Source organism: Paenibacillus sp. CF095 (genome assembly GCF_900101225.1).
In the GTDB taxonomy this organism is placed as follows: Bacteria; Bacillota; Bacilli; order Paenibacillales; family Paenibacillaceae; genus Paenibacillus.
This window is the reverse complement of record NZ_FMZN01000002.1, coordinates 174,080-194,252: the sequence shown is the minus strand read 5'-3', so window position 1 is coordinate 194,252 and position 20,173 is coordinate 174,080. Positions and strand designations below refer to the sequence as shown.

Here is a 20,173-nt window from a genome sequence, read left to right as displayed (position 1 = left end):
AACCCAAGCGAACGGGATTCAAATCCTTCCTCTCACTCACTATTGGAGCAAAGGGTGAAACCGAGCGCTAAAAATCTGAGACGTCTTATTGAGCGGTTAGAAGCGTCCTCAGAAATCTAAAGAACCTGAGACACGTTATATCTGAATAAATAGCCGTTTGCAGCGTTTTTATCAAGGGATTGCGGGAAATAACGTGTCTAATGTTCCTTACATTTTCAAAAGAGGGCCAAGAGGCCAAATAAGACGTCCTGTGTTCCTTAGAAAATCGTTCACTCATTCGCGGGATCAGCTCGGCTTGGGTTCGAGACTTTTAGGGCACTAACATCCACACTTGTATAGCTTGCCTGACCTTGAAAATACAACCTAGAGGAGAATACGGTTTTCCATAATATTTTTCATGCTGATATGGGATTTCGAGGGTCCCAGCTTCACCAGTGAATCCTGGAACTCGGCAAGTTCTTCAATGGACGCCGTCTGTACCTTGATCAGATAGTTATACTCACCGCTAATCCGATAAACGTCCGTGACTTCGATGGCCTGTTCACAGAACTGGACCAACTCGTCGCAATGCTCTGTTTTGAGCAAAATAAACGTCGTGGTTCCACGGTTTAACCGGGCCAGATTATAGATGGTTGAATATCCCGTTATCACACCTCTTTCCTCCAGTTTCAGGATTCTTTCCTTAACCGAAGGTTGGGACATGTTAATTTCTTTGCTTATCTGTGCAACGGGGATACGTGCATGATGTTGCAGCAAACGCATAATCTGCTGATCGATCTCATCTATCATGTGTTCCATTTGTAAGACCTCCGAGTCATGACCTTATTTAATAAGGTTATCCTGATAAATTAGCTAAAAATAGTTAGATTTCATCTCATTATATCCTTTGATATTGTATGGTTCCAATGCGATATCAGCCCTATAATTTAAACTACAATCTGAAGAAGGAGCGATGTAATGTGAGTGTTATTGGACTTGCACATGTGGCAATTCAGGCCCGAAATTATAAAGATACCCTGGCGTTTTATACAAAAGTATTGGGATTTAAGGTCGGTCACTCCTGGAGTTTGCCTTCCTTCCACATTACCGAGGCATGTATGCTGATCTCTCCGGATCAGCGCACCTGTATTGAGGTATTTGACCCAAAAGCCGTCATTCCCGCCGAGGGTGAACCTGCCACCTCGCCTGAAGATGTCCGGCACGGCGCACTGTTACATTTCGCCTTTTACGTGCATGATGTAGAAGATATCTATGAGCGAGCGCTCGCCCATGGAGCCAAGGCCTACGTTGAACCGGATTGGATATCGCTTGGCGAACCTGCACTTCGGGTTAGAAATGCGCTTGTCCACAGCCCCAATGGTGAAGTGATTGAATTCCTGGAAGAGGTTGATTTTGACCGATCCTCTGCATCATCTATATGAAGTACACAAACAGCCTGTTGCCTCGTCATCCGTGGCAGCAGGCTATTTCATGATTGGATTTGCTTGGCAAGCATCAGCATACGCACTACCCTACTCTTGCTCTGCATTCCCCAGCGTATACTCGCGTAGCTTTCCTTCATAAACCAGTTGCAATCGTTCACTCTGGCGAAAATCATCCGGTGTCACCAGCGCCGGCAGCTTATTCCACAATTTGATTCCCGAACGCTGTAGAATCTCGGCTACAAATTGGGAGCAGAAGTAGGAGTTGCTGAACTCCACCGGTTCCTTGAGCGTAATGCCAAGCACGCCGAGCAGATTGTACATATATTTCTGACGGCTGCGGATGAAGATGTGCAGCACACGTTTCATCTTTTCCACTTCACGATCCGTCACCTTAAGCTCATATATGACACATGTCGTATTGGGATACTTGCTGTATGTACCTGTCTGAATATCTTCCTTCACAAACCCGCCATTCAGCGGATTGCTCGGATGCTTGCGGCCGAAGCTGTACAGCTCGGTTAACTCCCGGTCAAATGAGATCGATGCGTGATTATATGGCGCTCGGGTATAACTCTGAATAACCTTGGTAAACAGCGTTCCTGTATTCGTAAGCAGGATATAGATGGAGCGTTCATCTGTCATAACAAAATTTCCCCTTATCAAGTTGGCACTATTCCTTCATAATAACATAGGTACCCTATAATGGAATCTTACTTTGAATAAGCAGGTGATCGGTACGTGAGCAGTTCACTCTTTACACTAACGTTAATCTTCACAGCTTTACTTGTGATACATATCGTGTACAAAATTATTGCGAAGCTTCAGCCAAGCAAAGACTATTCAGGCATCGGCCAAAAAATCAAAACCTGGTGGGGTATGTTTGTGATATTCTGCCTCGCTACCCTTTTTAACCCCATCGTGTCCCTGATCTCCCTCATGGTGCTTGCATTCTTCTCACTCAAAGAATACTTCTCCATGATTCGCAGTACACGCAAAGCCGACCGCAGGCTGTTCCTGTGGGCGTATCTGGCGATTCCGGTTCAGTTCTACTGGATCTACATTGGATGGTATGGCATGTTTATCGTGTTTATTCCACTATATGTGTTCCTGGTGCTGCCCTTGCCACGCCTAATTAACAAAGGTACGGTCGGGTTCCTGCGCAGTGTCAGCTCCACACAATGGGGACTAATGCTGATGGTGTTTGGACTGAGCCACCTGGCCTATTTCCCTTTCGCCACACCGGAGTACGGCTCCAAGCTGGTGCTGTTCTTGGTCGTGTTAACACAGCTTAATGATGTGGTGCATTATCTGGTCTCTCTTTATCTGGGCAAACGAAAAGTGGTGCCTACCGCCAATCCTTTTGTCACCTGGGAAGGGTTCGCGTGTGCGTTCATTGTGACGACAGCAACGTCTTATTTCATCCATCCCTACCTGACGCCATTTGATTGGAAATTCTCGCTGTTCATCGGGGTGTTGATCAGTCTGGCCGGATTCTTCGGCAGTCTGACGGTGTCTGTACTGAAGCGAGATCTGTTAATTGGAGATGACAACAAGTTCGATTCTCTCAAAAAAAGCTACCTGAGCCGGGTCGACAGCCTGACCTATACCTCGCCGGTTATGTTCCACGTGGTCCGTTATTTCTTTGACTTTATGTAGCAACTATATAAATTAAATTGAACTAAAAAGTAATTTTTACACTTGCTACTCCGATGACAGAACAACCTTCAGATCGCTGTTATCCCCCGATTTTTTAATCACTTTTATAAAGGTGAAAATCAGGGGATAAAGGCTAACGCTCCGCTTCTTCTGGTTATTTCTGTCCTCTATGTTCTCGTGTAAATCTTCAGTTCAATCTTTATAGATGTAGCAACAGACAGATCGGCGATCTTGTAATTATGTATGTCAAAAAAAGCAGCCCAAGTGGCTGCTTTTCCTGTTCAACAGGCTCCAGACTGAGCCTTCATGATGTGCCTGCTACTTCAACGTAATTTCTTTCTCGGACATGATTTCGTTCCCCTCATCATTCGTGAAGACAAATGTCGCTTTGCCCCGCTCGCCCTTCATCTCATCCGAATAGATAAAGCCGGAGAATTGTCCATTGCCGCTAAAGTAAAAGCCATCTTCTCCATTTCCACCATGTTCAATGGCTTCCTGTAGTGAATTCACAATCGTCACCGTGTTAGACGTCCATCGCATCTCCGTTAGTGTATAGCCCTTCGGAACCTGCTTGATTCCAAAATCAAAACTGTTACCCTCACTCGGTTTCTCCGACTGGTCAATGACGATATCAATCTGCTCAGACGGTTCAGTGGATTCCGATTGAGCCGTAGGATTACCCTCATCACCACTGGCAATGCCTTTGTCATTGTTATTCTTCGCATCCGCATTCGGAACAGAGTTTTCTCCAGCTTCCTCTACGGGTTGCTTCGATTGCGGATAGGCGTGCTCCTGAACCGATTCATTATTATTCTTGGCGCCACAGGCACTAACTAATAGCGAAATACAGAGCACAGACATGCAAAGTGCAGATTTCTTTATATTTATTTTCATCATCTAGTTCTCCCTTCATCCATTTACAGCACATATATCTATATCAGTTGAACTAATCATTTACACGATAACGGAGAGGACAGAAAAAACCTGAAAAAGCGAAGCTAAAAGCTTTCTGGAAGAAAGCTGCATCGGAAGCATACGCTTCGCCTTTATCCCCGGATTTTCCCTTTAAGAAAAGGGAATCAAAAAATCTGGGGATAACAGCGATTGGAAGGTTATTCTGTCATCGTAGTGTCAGTGTAAATATTCTTTAGTTCAACTTATATAGCACATCACTTATTAATCACTACACCATATCGTCCCTCATGAAGCTCCATTATATGTAAATGATTAATAAATTCAGTATGTGACTGCATCTCAATGAATAAAGAAAGAGCTCTGTTCATGACTTCATACACGTATTATTTTATCGATCAAACCCAGGCAAGACCAACACTTGTCCAATCTGAATGGCGTTATGCTCAATTTTGTTCACTTTCTTGATTGCTTCTACATACACACGAGTGTCCATCTGCTGAGGTTTATGTACCAATGAAATGCCCCACAGTGTATCTCCCTGAGATACAACGATCTGGTCCCCCGACAACAATTGCTCATCCCCGGCAAATGCAGTGAATACAGCACTACACCCTATGATTATAATTAGAGTTATGGTGACGATCTTCACTAGCCAGGTTGGCGTCTTCACACGCTGCATGAATTGATCTTTAACATACATGGTGCGAGACTCGGACGTTTTGGTATAAGCGGATTCATAAATACTTTTGTACGTGGAATATTTCATTCTAGTCGACCTCCAAACTTTCGTTCCGCTAATCTTTAATTTCATGTTTACCTATGTATTTTTCCTATAACAATGAATGATCAATAATTATATTTTTCACTATATAGGTATCTTTGCCTAAGTCACCCTACCCTGATAGGTCTATACTACCAGTTCACTCTAAACAAATTCTGAACAACCGAATTTCAAAGTTATATCCGATTTAATCTATCCAATATTCATGCCTGATTTTCGGCGATGCTTGTTGCAACGTTTTTCTATAATAGGTATAGATAAAGATTCTAATGAGTAAGGACGTGCCCCCATGATTTCTGCTGATCTGAAGGAACAATATTACGAGGCGCTTGTGGCCAAGGATTCGGAATACGAGGGTTTATTCTATGTTGGAGTCCGAACCACAGGTGTGTTCTGTCGTCCCACATGCCCTGCGCGAAAGCCAAAATTCGAAAACTGCGAATTCTATGAGACGGCACAGCAAGCACTTCTGGCCTCTTATCGCCCTTGCCAGCGCTGTCGTCCACTTTCTCACCCTAACCAAGTATCCGATGTCGTTCGCATATTAGTGGAAGCTGTGGAGAAAAATCCGGAGAAACGCTGGAAAGGACAGGATTTCAAGGCCCTCTCCATCGACGAATCGACTGCTCGCCGTCAGTTCAAGAAGCGGTTCGGCATGACCTTTGTCGAATATGCTCGCGCTCGCCGCATGGGACTTGCCCTGAAAAATATTCGCTCCGGCCGCACCGTGATTGATAGCCAATTATCTACCGGATATGAGTCAAGCAGCGGCTTCCGCGATGCCTTTTCACGAATCATGGGCGCCGCCCCTACACAAGTCGATGAAGGACATATCCTAAAAGCGTCCTGGATTGACACCCGCCTTGGCCCGATGATGGCCATTGCAGATGAGGAGTCGCTATATTTACTGGAATTTGTGGACCGCAGAGGTCTGGAGCGCGAAGTTGAGCGTCTGCGCAAACGAACCAAATCAGCGATTGTACCCGGTACTACAGCTCCCATCCAGTCCATTGAGCGTGAACTAAACGAGTACTTTCAAGGTATTCGGACAGCATTCGACACACCGTTGTTCTGTTTAGGAACACCATTCCAAAAACGTGTGTGGGACGAGTTGCTGGCCATTCCGGCTGGTGAAACGAGGTCATATCAAGAGATTGCAAATGCACTGAGAAAACCGACTGCTTGCCGAGCTGTGGCACAGGCAAATGGGGCCAATCAGCTTGCGATTGTGATTCCATGTCACCGTGTAATTAATGCCAGTGGGGAACTGGGTGGATACGGCGGGGGATTAACTCGCAAAAACTGGCTTTTGACTCACGAGAAACAAAAAAACGGTAGCTGAAAAACAGAATGAAGTAATGAAGTACGCATCAAATGTCCAAAGGAATGCATGATATAACAAAGGAGAGTCAACATAATATGAGTACCTTAGAAGAAAAAGCAACGTTGTTCCAACAATACCATGTGAAAGGAAAACCACTTGTTCTGGTCAATGTGTGGGATGCCGGAAGTGCGCAAGCCATTCAATCCGCTGGAGCAACGGCCATCGCAACCGGAAGCTGGTCCGTTGCTGCGGCCCATGGTGAGCAAGATGGGGAAGCCATGCCATTCCATTTGGTGCTTGCCAATCTCGCACGGATTACAGCGAGCGTGGATCTGCCTGTAACGATCGATATAGAGGGAGGGTATGGGAGGTCTGTGTCAGAAGTGAAGCAAAATATCCTGCAAGTCATCGATCATGGTGCTGTAGGAATCAACATGGAAGATCAACTTCCCACTGGCTTGGGATTGTACTCTGTGGAGGAGCAATGCCCGAGACTGTCCGCCGCCCGGGAAGCTGCGGAGCAGGCAGGCATACCGTTGTTCATTAACGCCCGCACAGATATTTTTCTGCAACATGCACCTGAACACCATAACCACTCCCTCCTGGAGGAAGTACTTATACGTGCGAGCCATTATGCAGATGCAGGAGCCAGTGGTCTGTTTGTACCCGGTTTGCAGGATCACCAACTGATTCAGGAATTGTGTGAGCGTTCACCGCTGCCAATTAACGTCATGGTTACGTCTCCTGAACCTTCACCAAAACAACTTGCTGCACTCGGTGTAGCTCGCGTAAGCTATGGACCATATCCTTATCTGCAAGCTATGGAACATCTGAAAGAACTGGAGAGAAGTATTTTATCGGGAAATTAACTGGAGGGCATGTTATAATCACCTCTATTGAACATTTACAGGAGGCAATTATGCTTAACGTGGAACAAAAGCTTGAAGTGCTACAATCGTATCCCCAACTGCAACGCAAAGATGTTTCTCTCGGTCGTGTTAATTTCCACTACGAGGATAGTGCGTATGATAAAAAAATTGTTGCTCTCCATATTCACCCTAACGGTAACGGTTATATCTATGCAGGGTTACTGCCCAACTATGAGACCGATGCTAAAGGATTCGTCAATATTCGTGATTACTCCGAACCAGATCTGCGCACCTTGTTAGATGAAACGATCCAAGCGATGTCTCACAATCCCAACGCAGTTGAATTCGAAGAGCCAGAACAAGTAAAAGCTGTTGCTCCTGCCTTGTCTACAACCTCTACGGGTGGCGGAACATGGGTCGATGAAGATGGACATACGCTGACTTTAAAATACGAAGATGACATGTGGTATGTGTATTCCGGTGTTAATCTGGATATGGCTTTTGAAACGCGTAGCGAAGCCGGCGAGTACCTCAAAGACGAAGGATTCAAACCGCAGGCTCAGGCTTAAGGGATACACCTTCATTTTGAATTGCGCACAAAGATTGCCGAATAGGTATATTCAGAGATTTAGGATGATACGAAAAACACGAGGCGTGTTCGCACTCGTGTTTTTCTGGTTACAGGAAGTTTCCCTTAGATTCCTTGCCCAGTTCCTTTATAACTGTTTCCTGTCAGTCTTTTTTGGATTTCATGGTAAGCGGCGCATTCTTCATCATCGGGTACGTAGACAGAAGTAGCGCACCACCAATACATCCCAGAACGGTGAACAATGTCATGCGATTGATCCTAGCAATCCACAACGTAAACTCACCAAGATCGCCCAATGTAATGATCAGCGTAATGACCAAGCCTACCCCAAAGAACATAATGAAGAAGTTACGCAACCCCAATCGCATCCAACAAACCGTTGGGAATACAGATATTCCCAGCACGAGAAAGCCACACATCAGATCGATCCAAAGGTAAGATAAGAAATGATATTTGCTTGAATACAACATGCCCGGTTGATAAAGGGTTACGTCAACAATTCCTTTTTCCTGAAGCAGGTGTATGAGGAAGTACGCCACATGCAGAATGATCATGGTGCCCGCAACCATCCATACCGAATTCATATAGAAGGATTTCATGAATTGAATTCGTGTACTGCCCATTCCAATCGCAACCGGAAACAGTGTAATAATTCCCCCGATTGCAAACGTACATATCCCTCCGTACATGGGACCAAACAGTTGCGTAGCATACGAGACATCAAATATGAAGCCAATGGCCAGATATACAACGGCGAGCATCAGAGCGATGGATGAAAATATGCCCAGATACAAACGCATATCATCGCGAATCAGTCGATTCGTACCTTTTACTGCGTTCATGGTTTAACCCCCTCTTGATTACGGGTCCTGTTAACCAAATAATCTTGTAATGTCGCTTTCTCAATGGAAAGACCCTGCGAATGAGCGATATCCTTCCACATTTTCGAGTAGGGCTCATCAATCATCACTTTCACAGTCGATCCCATCTGGGAAGATTCGATAACTTTAACATCTGCTGTGACTTGGTTGATATCATCAATTCTCCCTGTTAGAAGAACTCCTTTTTCGCGCATCTCTTCCATCGGTTGATTTAACAACACCTCTCCGGCTTGCAAAACGATAAGGGACTCACATAAAGGCTGAATCTCCTCAATATGATGGCTGGATATCAGAATCAGACGCGGGTTATCTTCATAACTTTCAAGTAACGCATTATAGAAGAGTTTACGCTTCTCAGCATCGAGCCCATTGGTGGGTTCATCCAGAATGGTTATCTTTGCATTACTGGCAAGACCCAATATAATCTGGGTGGCAGTCTTCATGCCTTTCGAAAATTTAATGATCTTCTTCTTCTCCGGTAGTTCGAACACATTGATTAAACGTTCTGCCAAATCCTGATTCCAATGCGGATGAAAATATTGCCCCATTTGAACCATGTCACTAACCGTCCAGTTTTTCCCCAGGGGATGATTCTCCTGGATGTAGCACAGATGCTCTTGGGCAGTCAGATTATTATAGGGGTCTTGACCCATGATCTGAACGGCTCCACTGTCGGGGCGGTTATGACCTGCCAGTAAACTCATCATGGTTGTTTTACCCGCTCCATTTCTTCCCCAGATTGCACTAATGATTGGCTCACTCTCATGTAGCGTAACCTGATTCAGAACGGGCGTCTTCTGGTAGCTATAGTTGACCTGCTCCATATGAATCATAACTCACTCTCCTTATCCTTCTTGCCGCGAATCAGATCAATGATCATGTCCTCATTCATGTGAATCCGTCTGGCTTCTTCAAGTAAAGGCTTGATGTATTCTTCATAAAAATCTTGCTTCCGTTCAACGAGCAATGCTTCTCTTGCTCCCTTTGCAACAAACATTCCAACACCTCGCTGTTTGTATATAATCCCCTTGTCCACGAGTTCCTGCAGTCCTTTGCGGGCTGTAGCCGGATTGATATTGTAGAAGCGTGACAGTTCATTGGTTGAGGGAACCTGTTCTTCCACCCTCAATCTCCCCTCCACAATATCGTCCATAATCATCGTGGCAATCTGATGAAAAATAGGCTGAGATTCATCCAAAGTCGATTTCATGTGCTTCCAACTTTCATACGTATTCATTAGTCAGTTAGTCGGTTAGTTACTCATGTAACTAACTATATTATACAAAGACGCAAATGTAAATAGGCGAACTTAACTCATTGCCTTTCCTACCTTGGCTCTGTTGTATTGATTAATAAGACCGTCCAGGACTACGGATTGCTGGATCACTTCCGGATGAAGCAGACTGCCGTATTCCATATGCATGCGATATAACAACTGTCTGGCATCTTCGATCCGTGATATCAAATCCAGGCGATCCATAGTATCCCTCCTTTTTGTCATATTTTAGTGTATTATGCCAATCATAAGCGCATGTGAGATACGACATACTTATTCTTCCACTTTGATACACAAAAAAAGAACGCTCCTGAAATGAATTCAGAAGCGTTCTTTACTTTTATTAAGTTCCAAATCCATGATCAGCGGGTCTCATAATTTCGGGGTTCGGGCTTTCGGGATTCGGGCTTTCCTTGCCTGGGACAGGTTCCGTAGCAAGAGCTACGATGAATACAACGATACTACAGGTAGCTATCAGCAAAGCCAACTTTCTCTTCATTGAGTTTCTGCACCTCACTAATTATCATTTTGTATTGCTGTTTCGCCGTCTCAGATGCAAATTCCCGGTATTGCTCAAACAGTCCGACACCTCTAAGCATACCTCGTCCACTGCTAATTTCAATAGAAAATTTCAAACTATCCAGAACAAATTCTATCCCTAAATGAAACTCGTCCTTCTTTAAATAGTATGCACCCAAATCTGCTAAAAGTCGTAAATATCGATCATCCGTAACCTGTCTGCTCACTTTGCCAATTCGGTTACTCTGTTCCTGATAAGTGAAGTACGATTCATACTGTTTGAGTACATGATCAATATCCTTATCATAACGATTAGCCGCTGTTACAATATCACACAGCGCTGGGAATATCTCATTTTCCTTTGTCGAGATATACGCCAGATAATCAGGTAACACCTCAAAATGACCACCCATTAAATAATATATATATCGATTAGCTTCAGCCCATTCCTGAAACTGATTCATAACGACGATTTCATCTTTATCCGGGTTCCTCACCCAGCGATTATCCGAATATAAAGAAACATATTTTAGTGCTCCGGTGTAGTCCTTCAAATGATAACAGGCACTTCCTGCAGCTAGATCGGAGTACAGAATATAGAAGACAATTGGTCTTTTGGTCTCTTCTTGTTTCCTTCGGCCGTTCATCTCATAATGGATGGACGCTTTTACTTTCAATTTTTCAGATAACTCCTGAACCTTGTTCCATCTATGCAATGCCCCAAATGCATTAATTAGTTCGTTAAGCGCATCCAATTGATAGCGCTCATCCAGCCGATCCACATAATATTCGAACCGGGCTGCGATAATCAGATTCCGCTGCTGATCGTTGGTCAGTCCCAACCGGAACAGTCGATACTGACAGAGTGCAAGCCGCTCGGAATGTTGCATTTTCTCACTTTCAGCAATGTTTTCATATAGAAGGATGGCTGGTTTGAATTTACCCGCTTGGTAGAATTCTTCAGCCACATCAAATAACAAAGGAATATAGGATAGATTATCCATCATCAGACGAATAACCTCTTCAATACAGTCCAACTTGTCCAACTCGGCACAGCGATGAAGGAAGGGTCCCAGTCTTCGCCAGTCCGGGGTCGCATGTACAAAACACTCATCTATGTATAATTCATAGAAGTAACCTTCTTCAAGTTTCATGGCGGAAGTAATGCGATCCAACTGCTGCATGGCAATAGGTCGATTTTTATTCAAAATATTGCTGAGCGTACCCGAATTAATCCCTGACGTTTCCGAAAAATGACTAATGGACATCTGTTCACGCTTCAGATAACTTTCCAAGTGATCGCGTATCGTGGTTGTCGACTCCAAACGAACACCACCCTCCAAAATAAAAAACATAAACAGGATTATCGGTATGCAAAAGTAATTATATGTAATTAGAAAGTATCGGTCAATATAATAATTTCAACTAATTTGTATTAAAACCATTTTAATCCTTTTATAAAACAGACAATCCTATCCTTATTTTATATCGGAAACGTGCCTGACATCAAACCTCAAAATAGACAAAAAACACGAGCCATCTACGGGCTCGTGTTCTCAACTGACTCAGCAGTCATCATGCTCACTATAACTTGAATTTAAGGCAGTATATTGCCTGCCGCACGGTAAATTTCATACCACTCTGGACGTGTGAGATGAACATCTCCTGCTTTTACACAGTCTTGCAGACGTTCAATATTCATCGTGCCTGTCACAGGTTGCATCTGCGCAGGGTGACGAAGCAACCATGCGATTGCAATCGTTGTATTGCTCACGTCATACTTCGCAGCAATTTCGTCAATCTTTGAATTCAATTCCGGGAACTTGTCGCTACCCAAGAATACACCTTCGAAGAATCCGTACTGGAACGGGGACCACGGCTGAATGGTGATATCATGAAGACGACAGTAATCAAGAATGCTACCGTCACGGTTAACCGCGGCATCGTTCTCCATGTTCACGTTGATGCCACTGTCAATCATCGTCGTATTGGTAATACTCATCTGCAACTGGTTGGCTACCAGTGGCTGTTTCACGTATTTTTTCAACAATTCGATCTGGTTCGGATTCTGGTTGGATACCCCGAAGTGACGCACTTTACCTTCGCGCTCCAGTTGATCAAAGGCTTCAGCCACTTCCTCCGGCTCAACCAAAGCATCTGGACGGTGCAGCAACAGAACGTCAAGATATTCCGTTTTCAGACGTTGCAGGATGCCATCGACTGAATTCAGGATGTGCTCTTTGGAGAAATCAAACATGCCTTTGCGAATCCCGCATTTGGATTGAAGAATCATATTTTCACGAACTTGGGGATTCATCTGTACCGCTTCGGCGAAGATCTCCTCACATGTTCCTGTACCATAAATGTCGGCATGGTCAAAGAAATTTGCCCCAACCTCCATTGCAGAACGAACAAAATGTTCGGCTTCCTTACCGTCTAGTGAATTAATCCGCATGCAGCCCACAGCCACTACAGGTACTTCTAGTGCACTGCTGCCCAATTTAATGGTTCTCAAGATGTTTTCCCTCCATATTCGAATATTATCGTGTATCTTACCTTTGATTGTGACATATATCTGCAATCGGTTTCAATAGATTTATCCTATATTCATATGGAGAAATGATAGGTTCTTCATTCCAGCCTATAGATCCCAAAGAATAAGTTATACTTCTTCCGGTATGATAACCTCAATATGCCTTGGCAGGACAGTGAGGTGAATCGGCAGGGCAGGACCTTCTTCCCCATCTACATTGGTGCGAATGGCTTCTTCTGAGCGAACATGAACTTCTTTGGCTGTAAAATAGTCCACATCCTTATGGTCCTTCAGATTGCCAAAAAACAGGGAAGTACCTAGTGTGAGGCTGTTGAACACACTGATGTTACGAACAACAAAACAATGTATCAGACCATCATCCACCTCAGCATCCGGGGACAACTTCTGGAATCCTCCAACCGAATTGGTCAGCGCCGCCAGAAAAAGGGGAGATTCTCCTTCCCAGATCTGTCCGTCATATTCGATGGTTAGATGATTGGCTGGTGTATTCACCAGGTCTTTCAAGCCTTCTTTGAGATATGCGAATGATCCCAACTTCGACTTCTCTTCCGAGGATACGGAGAACAGAGCTTCTGCCAAAGAACCTGCAGCCACAACGTTGGCAAACAGGCGATCATTGATTTTCCCCAGATCCACGATATGGGTCTGATTCGAACGTAACTGCCTAATGGCCTCCTCCGGGTCAAGCGAGATATTCAGCGCACGCGCAAAATCATTCACCGTACCTAGCGGTACCACGCCCAGTCGGGGACGATGATCCTGATCCATCATGCCGTTAATCGTCTCATGTAGTGTACCGTCGCCCCCGATGGAGATGACCAGATCACAGCCGTCTTTGCAGGCGCTCAGACAGTAGTTGGTGGCATCACCTTCCCCGGCCGTCTCATTAACAACTACCTCGTACTGCTGTGACTCCAGAATTTCTCTGACTTGGGACACATACTGCTCGGCCTCTTCCTTACCTGACGATGGATTACTAATGATCATGGCTTGGCGCATACTCACATCTTCCCCTCCAAAATGGCATCTTTACTTCATCTTTACCCGTTTCAAGGGTGGGTTGAATAGGGTCTGCGGGAGATGTTCTATTTTTTTTGATAAACATTTCTCTGAAGAGTGCAGAGCAGGGTTTGTTTCATATAGAATAGAAGTAGAGAATTACCCATTACGAAATTTCTTGTTCCTTTTCCCTGTTGACGGGTTAATAACTATAGATATGCTTTGAGCTGAACCTGCATATGTTAAAATGTTCCATTTACACTGAACACTCCGTGTGCAGAACAACCTTCCGGTCGCTGTTATCGTGTAGATACTAGAATCAATTTCATAATACCTTTAGCTGCTTCAATCAAGGCTAGATATAGATCAAAATGGTTTAATTTGTCTATATCTAGTTACAAAAATCCATTTTAGTGAGTTATGCAATTGATTCAATATACTTATCTAATTCAATCTGTTCGGATGATTTTATAATTCTAAAAATCGGAGGGAATGCATGCAATGAGAAGAATGACGCTACTATTTCTAGTATTCATCCTGAGTCTCGGGGCATCGGGGCAAGCCATGGCTTACACGACTTCAGACTTGGGCGAGGGAATCATTGAAGATCCCCTACTTGAGGACGGACTGAAGCTAATCCTGAACAAACCTCTGGATGTTCCACTGACTTCATCTGATCTGGAGCAGCTTGAGGTGGTGGATCTGAGCAATGCAGGTATTCAAAGCCTGTCCGGTCTGGAATATGCAACCAACCTGACTCACCTCCGATTATATGGGAATGAGATTGAGGATCTCACACCGCTGGAGCACCTAACCCAGCTTCGCGAGATCGATGTTCGCAACAATTACATTACATCCATAGACGCACTTGCTGAATTGAAAGACTTGGGAAGGCTGTATATCAGCAACAATTCCATTTCATCCATAGAGGTTGTACGTGGGTTCAACCGATTACATACGTTCCACGCCAGCGGTAACCAGATCACTAGTCTTGCGGCCCTCTCGGATGCGGATGCACTGAAGTGGCTTGAGATCTCGAACAATACGATTAGCGATCTGACACCGCTCATGGATAAAACCCGGCTTCAACAACTCAATGTAGCAAACAACCAGATTCAGTCGCTGGAAGTACTGGCTGAACTGCCAAATACACTACGGAATCTGAATGTGGCAGGCAATCAAATCACTGATCTGACACCACTGGAGCACATGACACGGCTGCGGACACTTGATATCTCCGGTAACCAAGTACAACACCTCAAGGGGCTTGAGGGACTGACTGGGCTGAAGGAGCTGAATGCAGAATCCAATCAGATCTATGATCTGGAACCTCTTCGGCAACTATACAGCCTGGACGTATTAAAATTATCCAATAACCGGGTGTGGGATCTGACACCGATCGCAGGTTTTACGTTTACCCGTGATCAGTCAGCGACGAATGCCATACAGGATATCTCAGCGTCCACCTCGTTATCCTCTGGTATTCAGACCTCTGTCTCAGAGGTTGAGCCTGCGGGGCTTACGGTGCAGAACAACTATCTAGATGTCACAAGTGGCAGTCAGACGATGCAGCTTCTGAACCGGATGAATGTGCGGGAGCAGAAACGAACGCCGCAGGGCAGCTTCCAGCGTCTGATTGAAGGGTCTACCTCTGCTTATGTAGGAGATCGCGCTTATGCACTGGATGCTGCACCTTTTATCGATGAAGGGCGGACCTATGTGCCTCTGCGTTTTGTCTCGGAGCAGTTAAACGCCAGCGTGAACTGGAACAGCGGTACACGCGAAGCCGTGATCACACAGAATGACAAGACCATCCGCTGGAGCGTGGGCAACAAACAAGTTGTCGTGAATGATTCACTTGCGATCAATGATGCTCCTCTATTGATGAAAAATGGCAAAGCATTTGTTCCAGTTCGCTTCATTTCAGAGCAATTCAATACCTCTGTTGGTTACATCGGAAGCAGCAAAACGATTCTGATTTTTGAAAATAAACAGCTTGGTGAGAGTGTACAGCCTTAAGTTGTGTCTCACGTTCATTTTCAGCCATAAGAGAATATGAGAAACATAGCGCAAGTCCCCGTCTGAACAATCAGCGGGGATTTTTGTTGTGCCATGACAGTTTTGCTATGACATTGGATAATGGTATATGGACATCGCCAATCTCAAGCAAATACAGCATACCATCTGTCTGTGCGGACATGAACTTGTGACACTCTATCTTGGATTAGGGCAAATTTTACACGGTTTAGCCTATCTTCTTTTGCCGCGGGAGTTGGTATACTGAACTTAATATATAGGACAGCTGAAGTTCAAGCGAGGGGGAAATTCATATGACATTCACATTCACTGGTTATTCAACAACCCAAGGTAACTCATGGAAAGAGTTATCTTATGTATCGACAAATGAAAGCGCTAACTTAAAACTCACGGGTGAAGATCACCAGCTTGTGGAAGGGTTTGGTGGCTGTTTCAACGAGCTTGGTTATATGGCTCTGTCCCACTTAAATGAGGAGCAGCGCCATGAGGTATTCCATTCCCTCTTCCATCCGGAGGGTGAGCACAAGTTTAACATCTGTCGCCTGCCGATCGGCGCAAGTGACTATGCAGAGCAGTGGTACAGCCACAACGAGGTGGACGGAGACGTGGCCATGGAACATTTTTCAATCAAACGTGATTTCAAATATCTGATTCCTTACATTAAGGAAGCTCTGACTTATAACCCGAACCTGCAATTCTTCGCCTCCCCATGGAGTCCACCAACGTGGATGAAATCGCCAAAAGCCTATAACTATGGCACGCTTCGTTGGGAGAAAGATATTCTGGAGGCCTACGCCCTGTACTTCGTAAAATTTGTACAGGCCTACCGTGAAGCAGGCATTACCATCCATCAGGTGCATGTGCAGAACGAAGTGATTGCAGATCAGAAATTCCCTTCTTGCATGTGGACAGGCGAGCAGCTTCGTGAGTTTATCGCCGATTATCTGGGCCCGGCTTTTGACCAACACGGTCTGGATACGGAAATCTGGCTGGGAACGATCAACGCCCCTGATCCATGGGAGGAGTTAATCAAGAAAAAAACAAACGACTTCGACGAGTACGCCGGGCTTGTCCTGAGTGATCCAAAGGCCTATTCCTATATCAAAGGTGTTGGGTATCAATGGGCAGGCAAAAATGCCATTCAACGTACCTCGGCGAGTTATCCGGAGCTGCGGTATATGCAAACCGAGAACGAATGCGGTGATGGCAACAACTCATGGAACTACGCCAAATATGTATATAACCTCTACCAGCACTACTTCAGCAACGGAGTGAACGCGTACATCTACTGGAACATGGTTCTGGAACCCAAAGGCCGCAGCACATGGGGCTGGGAGCAGAACTCCATGATTACGATAGATCCGGACAATAAGGAGGTTACTCGGAACCCCGAGTATTATGTGATGAAACACTTCGCTCATCATATTGTTCCTGGTGCTCGAAGAGTCGGTCTGTCAGGCGCGTGGAGCGGGAAATCCGTTGCTTTCCGCAACCCGGATAACAGTCTAGTCATTGTCATCAACAATCCATTCCAGGACCGTCGTGACCTGTATCTAACCCTTGAAGAAGGACACACCCTTCACATTGAGCTGGAGGCAGATTCGTTCAACAGCATGGTTATCCAACCGAAATAATTGATCCAACACATCGTTAAAAATGCGGACATCAATAGCGTTGGGCTCAGGAATTCCTTGAGCCGGCGCTATTTTTCATGGACCAGACCATGCCTACTGTCACCATGATTACTCCTGTAGAACACAAGCCGAAGACGACTTAAAGATATGACGTTTCACCTTTTATATTTACAAATCTATAAATCTAGATATAATGTAATCCAGAGAACTTACTCTCATGTCCATCCTATTATAGGAGGAAAGGCAGTCCCATTTTAGAATATTATATCTACTTTTCTGTATATTTAAATTAATTGGAGGTACGCTTTACATGAAATCACAACAGGTCAACCCGCTCCTTATCCTGATTCTGGCACTCGGTGTATTCGGGATCATTACAACAGAAATGGGAATTGTGGGGGTACTGCCTCAGGTTGCGCATAAATTCGGTATCTCGGCTGCACAGGCAGGATGGCTGGTCAGTATATTTGCGCTGGTCGTAGCCATTGCGGGTCCCTTTCTCACCTTGCTGGCGTCCGGAATTAATCGCAAAATCATCCTTTTAACCGCTGTGCTGATGTTTGCCATTTCGAACATCGTCTATGCCTACGCCACAACATTTGATACCATGCTTATCTTCCGTATCATTCCCGCGTTATTCCATCCCGTCTTCTTTTCCGTAGCCCTGGTCACCAGTGCCCAACTCGTTCCGGCAGAGAAAAGCAGCCAGGCTGTCGCCAAAGTATTCACCGGAGTTACCGCGGGCTTTGCCTTTGGCGTGCCGCTGACATCGTATCTTGCTGAACGCCTATCTCTCGAAGTCGCCTTTCTGTTTGGAGCGATGGTCAGTGTGGTCGCCTTTATCGGAATTTGGATCTGGTTACCCTCAATGCCCGTGAAGGAAAAGATGTCCTATGGTAAGCAGCTTGGTATTCTGCGCAAACCCGGGTTATGGCTGAATGTTGCCGCAGTCATTTTTATATTCGCCGCCATGTTCTCTGTATACAGCTATTTCGCCGAGTATCTTGGGCAAGTCACTCAAATGAGCGGATCATGGATCAGTGTCATGCTGACCGTCTTTGGTGTCGTCATGATTATCGGAAATTTGGGGTTTGGACAGTTTCTGCGTAAGAGCGTGGTCCGAACTGTCCTCATGTTCCCCCTGCTGTATGTAGCAGCTTACGCACTCGTCTATTGGGCCGGTCATCACTTCATATGGATGGTTATTGTAGTCATCCTCTGGGCATCCGTGCATTCAGGAGGATTGATTGTTAGCCAAACCTGGTTAACCGCTGAAGCGCAGGATGCGCCTGAATTCGGCAACAGTTTGTATGTATCCTTTTCTAACCTTGGTATTACCCTGGGTACTGCCATCGGCGGCTGGTTCATCGCAAATCTGGGAATACATCAACTGATCTGGAGCGGAATGATCTTTGCACTGATCGCTTTTGTATTGGTTTGGATTAAAATTAAATGCTTCCCTGCACCATGAATTGCCGAACACTGTTGAGACAAAGCATTAACACAAATAGCGCCATATTCCCATGCTTAACATGTAGAACAGGCGCTATTTGGTGTTATATGATTACCGGATCTGCAAGAGATGCTCAGACTCATCAATACGCAAACTTATGGATTGTTCGCCAGGTAATTTCTCAGCCATTGCATAGCCGGACGTTCTGTACCGTTGCTATTAACCAGATGTGAACCGTTCACCCATGTTTGGTTCTGGTTGTAACCCCACAGTGTTACACCTTTAACGGCAGAATGCTTCCAAAGCACAGGGAACTTTTGTTGATAACGCTGCAATTGTGTATTATCGTCACCTGTCATATCCAGCTCGGATACATAGATTGGCAACCCTGTCGCTGCAAGCTTGTTCAATACCGTGTTCATCGTGCTCACAGAAACGTTGTCCATATTGAAGTAATGCGCTTGGATTCCAATACCATCAACTAGACCTCTGTTTTTCAAAAGGTTGATAATCTGGATATATTGGTCCGCTTTAGCAGGATCACCGATAATACCATATTCATTAATTAACAATTTGGAGTTAGGGAAGGCTTGTCTCGCCTGTTGGAATGACCAGATAACCCAATCCCAACCCGTTGCCCCATCTCCACCAATGGCATTGCGATAGGATGGTTTCGCATGCAGAGGTTCATTTACCACATCAACAAAGGCAGACTTCGAATACCGCTGTCCTGCGGCTTTAATCCATTGTGTCACTTCAGCCTTCTGATCTGCAGCTGAGAGACTGTTAATCCAATTTGGCTGTTGATTTCCCCATACGAGCGTATGGAATTTGAACGGGAATCCGTTGTTGTTAGCATAGTTGTAGGCCATGTCCGCCTGGCCCCAATTCATTACGTTGCGTGTGCCTTCAACAGCATCCCACTTGGTAGAGTTCTCCGGAGTTACCTGATTCCAATATGGGCTAAAATTCGAAGGAACCTGGTTGGCAATAATATTGCCCAGAAATTTGCTACCTTTCGCCAAACCAGCACTCACACTACCAACCGCAACAGAAGCAGCGAGAATCCCTACCAATGCCAGTGAGCCGACTGTTTTAAACCACTTAGACTTAATCAATGATTTTCCTCCTTAGATTCATTTTTTGTTAAGCGTTTACAAACATCATTTTACTGGATAATTTCGGTTTTTAACACCTGTCAAATTATAGTATTTTATTGTAAAAAAATAGAATTTAGTGATTTTTCTGAAGCTATTTATATA

20 protein-coding genes are annotated in these 20,173 nt (G+C 44.9%); 8 read left to right on the top strand and 12 right to left on the bottom strand.

Translation table 11 applies throughout. The features are described from left to right. Positions 1-363: 363 nt before the first annotated feature. A complete protein-coding gene (locus BLS69_RS20185; protein WP_091035519.1) occupies positions 364-798 on the bottom strand; it encodes an Lrp/AsnC family transcriptional regulator in 435 nt (144 codons plus the stop codon). 161 nt (positions 799-959) lie between these two features. Here BLS69_RS20185 and BLS69_RS20180 point away from each other — a divergent pair, with 161 nt between their 5' ends. Then, complete coding sequence (locus BLS69_RS20180) at positions 960-1,421, top strand: VOC family protein (RefSeq protein ID WP_091035516.1); 462 nt, start codon at positions 960-962, stop codon at positions 1,419-1,421. A gap of 90 nt (positions 1,422-1,511) precedes the next feature. Here the strand turns inward: BLS69_RS20180 and BLS69_RS20175 are convergent, their stop codons facing one another. Further along, positions 1,512-2,066: a hypothetical protein gene (locus BLS69_RS20175; RefSeq protein ID WP_091035513.1), complete on the bottom strand. Its 555-nt coding sequence runs from the start codon at positions 2,064-2,066 to the stop codon at positions 1,512-1,514. Positions 2,067-2,162: 96 nt separating this feature from the next. Here BLS69_RS20175 and BLS69_RS20170 point away from each other — a divergent pair, with 96 nt between their 5' ends. Further along, the gene (locus tag BLS69_RS20170) at positions 2,163-3,080 is read left to right on the top strand and encodes a phosphatidate cytidylyltransferase (RefSeq protein ID WP_076213755.1); all 918 of its coding nucleotides are present in this window, start codon (positions 2,163-2,165) and stop codon (positions 3,078-3,080) included. Between the two features lie 318 nt (positions 3,081-3,398). Here the strand turns inward: BLS69_RS20170 and BLS69_RS20165 are convergent, their stop codons facing one another. Beyond that, positions 3,399-3,977 carry a hypothetical protein gene (locus BLS69_RS20165; protein WP_143023601.1) on the bottom strand — a complete coding sequence of 193 codons (579 nt, stop codon included), beginning with the start codon at positions 3,975-3,977 and terminating at the stop codon, positions 3,399-3,401. Between the two features lie 406 nt (positions 3,978-4,383). Further along, positions 4,384-4,761 carry a LysM peptidoglycan-binding domain-containing protein gene (locus tag BLS69_RS20160; RefSeq protein ID WP_176872892.1) on the bottom strand — a complete coding sequence of 126 codons (378 nt, stop codon included), beginning with the start codon at positions 4,759-4,761 and terminating at the stop codon, positions 4,384-4,386. Positions 4,762-5,065: 304 nt separating this feature from the next. On the opposite strand from BLS69_RS20160, the gene BLS69_RS20155 reads away from it, so the two are divergent. From BLS69_RS20155 to BLS69_RS20145, 3 genes are all read left to right on the top strand, one after another. After that, entirely contained in the window at positions 5,066-6,118 is a 1,053-nt protein-coding gene (locus BLS69_RS20155; RefSeq protein WP_091035505.1) for a bifunctional transcriptional activator/DNA repair enzyme AdaA, read from the top strand. A gap of 77 nt (positions 6,119-6,195) precedes the next feature. After that, the gene (locus BLS69_RS20150) at positions 6,196-6,969 is read left to right on the top strand and encodes an isocitrate lyase/PEP mutase family protein (protein WP_091035502.1); all 774 of its coding nucleotides are present in this window, start codon (positions 6,196-6,198) and stop codon (positions 6,967-6,969) included. 50 nt (positions 6,970-7,019) lie between these two features. Then, positions 7,020-7,538 (top strand): hypothetical protein, encoded by a 519-nt coding sequence (locus tag BLS69_RS20145; RefSeq protein WP_091035499.1) that lies wholly within the window; start codon positions 7,020-7,022, stop codon positions 7,536-7,538. Positions 7,539-7,701: 163 nt separating this feature from the next. On the opposite strand, the gene BLS69_RS20140 is transcribed toward BLS69_RS20145, so the two are convergent. The 7 genes from BLS69_RS20140 to BLS69_RS20110 form a co-directional block, all read right to left on the bottom strand. After that, positions 7,702-8,400, bottom strand: coding sequence for a hypothetical protein (locus tag BLS69_RS20140; RefSeq protein WP_091035496.1), 699 nt, complete (start codon positions 8,398-8,400; stop codon positions 7,702-7,704). Beyond that, positions 8,397-9,272: an ATP-binding cassette domain-containing protein gene (locus BLS69_RS20135; protein WP_091035493.1), complete on the bottom strand. Its 876-nt coding sequence runs from the start codon at positions 9,270-9,272 to the stop codon at positions 8,397-8,399. The genes BLS69_RS20140 and BLS69_RS20135 overlap by 4 nt, the downstream gene beginning before the upstream one ends. After that, complete coding sequence (locus BLS69_RS20130; protein WP_091035491.1) at positions 9,269-9,649, bottom strand: GntR family transcriptional regulator; 381 nt, start codon at positions 9,647-9,649, stop codon at positions 9,269-9,271. Before BLS69_RS20130 ends, BLS69_RS20135 begins: the two co-directional genes overlap by 4 nt. Positions 9,650-9,748: 99 nt before the next feature. Then, complete coding sequence (locus tag BLS69_RS20125) at positions 9,749-9,919, bottom strand: aspartyl-phosphate phosphatase Spo0E family protein (protein WP_091035488.1); 171 nt, start codon at positions 9,917-9,919, stop codon at positions 9,749-9,751. 257 nt (positions 9,920-10,176) lie between these two features. Further along, a complete protein-coding gene (locus BLS69_RS20120) occupies positions 10,177-11,559 on the bottom strand; it encodes a transcriptional regulator (RefSeq protein ID WP_091035485.1) in 1,383 nt (460 codons plus the stop codon). A 272-nt stretch (positions 11,560-11,831) separates the two neighbouring features. Beyond that, positions 11,832-12,749 (bottom strand): aldo/keto reductase, encoded by a 918-nt coding sequence (locus BLS69_RS20115; RefSeq protein WP_091035483.1) that lies wholly within the window; start codon positions 12,747-12,749, stop codon positions 11,832-11,834. A gap of 147 nt (positions 12,750-12,896) precedes the next feature. Next, the gene (locus BLS69_RS20110) at positions 12,897-13,787 is read right to left on the bottom strand and encodes a diacylglycerol/lipid kinase family protein (RefSeq protein ID WP_091035480.1); all 891 of its coding nucleotides are present in this window, start codon (positions 13,785-13,787) and stop codon (positions 12,897-12,899) included. A gap of 501 nt (positions 13,788-14,288) precedes the next feature. Here BLS69_RS20110 and BLS69_RS20105 point away from each other — a divergent pair. The 3 genes from BLS69_RS20105 to BLS69_RS20095 all read left to right on the top strand — a co-directional run bounded on the left by BLS69_RS20105 (position 14,289) and on the right by BLS69_RS20095 (position 18,929). Next, on the top strand, positions 14,289-15,806 hold the full coding sequence (locus tag BLS69_RS20105; RefSeq protein WP_176872890.1) for a leucine-rich repeat domain-containing protein: 1,518 nt from the start codon (positions 14,289-14,291) through the stop codon (positions 15,804-15,806). Positions 15,807-16,117: 311 nt separating this feature from the next. Next, the gene (locus BLS69_RS20100; RefSeq protein WP_091035475.1) at positions 16,118-17,458 is read left to right on the top strand and encodes a glycoside hydrolase family 30 protein; all 1,341 of its coding nucleotides are present in this window, start codon (positions 16,118-16,120) and stop codon (positions 17,456-17,458) included. A 310-nt stretch (positions 17,459-17,768) separates the two neighbouring features. Further along, positions 17,769-18,929: an MFS transporter gene (locus BLS69_RS20095; protein ID WP_091035472.1), complete on the top strand. Its 1,161-nt coding sequence runs from the start codon at positions 17,769-17,771 to the stop codon at positions 18,927-18,929. Positions 18,930-19,066: 137 nt separating this feature from the next. Here the strand turns inward: BLS69_RS20095 and BLS69_RS20090 are convergent, their stop codons facing one another. Then, positions 19,067-20,029, bottom strand: coding sequence for an endo-1,4-beta-xylanase (locus tag BLS69_RS20090; RefSeq protein ID WP_091035470.1), 963 nt, complete (start codon positions 20,027-20,029; stop codon positions 19,067-19,069). Between the last annotated feature and the right edge of the window lie 144 nt (positions 20,030-20,173).